Origin of the sequence: Aquisalimonas lutea, from assembly GCF_030409225.1 — a bacterium.
In the GTDB taxonomy this organism is placed as follows: Bacteria; Pseudomonadota; Gammaproteobacteria; order Nitrococcales; family Aquisalimonadaceae; genus Aquisalimonas; species Aquisalimonas lutea.
In genome coordinates, this window is the sequence record NZ_JAUFPK010000014.1 from 1 (window position 1) to 1,065 (window position 1,065).

The window sequence follows — 1,065 nt, forward strand, 5'->3', positions numbered from 1 at the left end:
ACCATGGCAAGACGACGCTGACGGCGGCCATGACGAAGGTGATGGCGTCGGAGTACGGCGGTGATGTGCGGGCGTTCGATCAGATTGACAATGCGCCGGAGGAGAAGGCGCGCGGGATCACGATTGCCACCGCGCACGTGGAGTACGAGTCGACGCAGCGTCACTATGCGCACGTGGACTGCCCGGGTCATGCGGACTATGTCAAGAACATGATCACGGGTGCGGCGCAGATGGACGGAGCGATTCTTGTGGTCTCGGCGGCGGACGGTCCGATGCCGCAGACGCGCGAGCACATTCTGCTGTCGCGCCAGGTGGGTGTTCCGCACATTGTGGTGTATTTGAACAAGGCGGACATGGTGGACGACCCGGAGCTCCTGGAGCTGGTGGAGATGGAGGTCCGGGAGCTGCTCAACGAGTACGATTTCCCGGGTGATGACACGCCGATCATCACGGGCTCGGCGCTGAAGGCGCTGGAGGGGGATGACTCGGAGATTGGCATGCCGTCGATCGTCAAGCTGGTCGAGGCGATGGACGAGTTCATTCCGACGCCGGAGCGCCCGGTGGACCAGCCGTTCCTGATGCCGATCGAGGACGTGTTCTCGATCTCGGGCCGGGGCACGGTGGTCACGGGGCGTGTTGAGCGTGGCGTGATCAACACGGGTGACAACGTGGAGATTGTGGGTCTTCGCGAGACGCAGAAGACGACGGTCACCGGTGTGGAGATGTTCCGCAAGCTGCTGGACCAGGGCGAGGCGGGTGACAACATTGGTGCGCTGCTGCGCGGGATCAAGCGAGATGATGTCGAGCGCGGCCAGGTGCTGTGCAAGCCGGGCTCGATCACGCCGCACACGAAGTTCGAGTGCGAGGTCTACATTCTGTCCAAGGACGAGGGTGGTCGGCACACGCCGTTTTTCCAGGGGTATCGGCCGCAGTTTTACTTCCGCACGACGGATGTCACGGGCTCGGTGGAGCTGCCGGCGGACACGGAGATGGTGATGCCGGGTGACAACGTCAAGCTGTCGGTGTCGCTGATCGCGCCGATTGCCATGGAAGAGGGGCTGCGCT

At 63.3% G+C, this 1,065-nt stretch carries 1 protein-coding gene; it reads left to right on the plus strand.

The window, feature by feature from the left end; all coding sequences use genetic code 11:
* Positions 1 to 1,065: elongation factor Tu (tuf, locus tag QWY84_RS20020; RefSeq protein ID WP_290204826.1), on the plus strand; the 1,065-nt coding region annotated here is incomplete at both ends.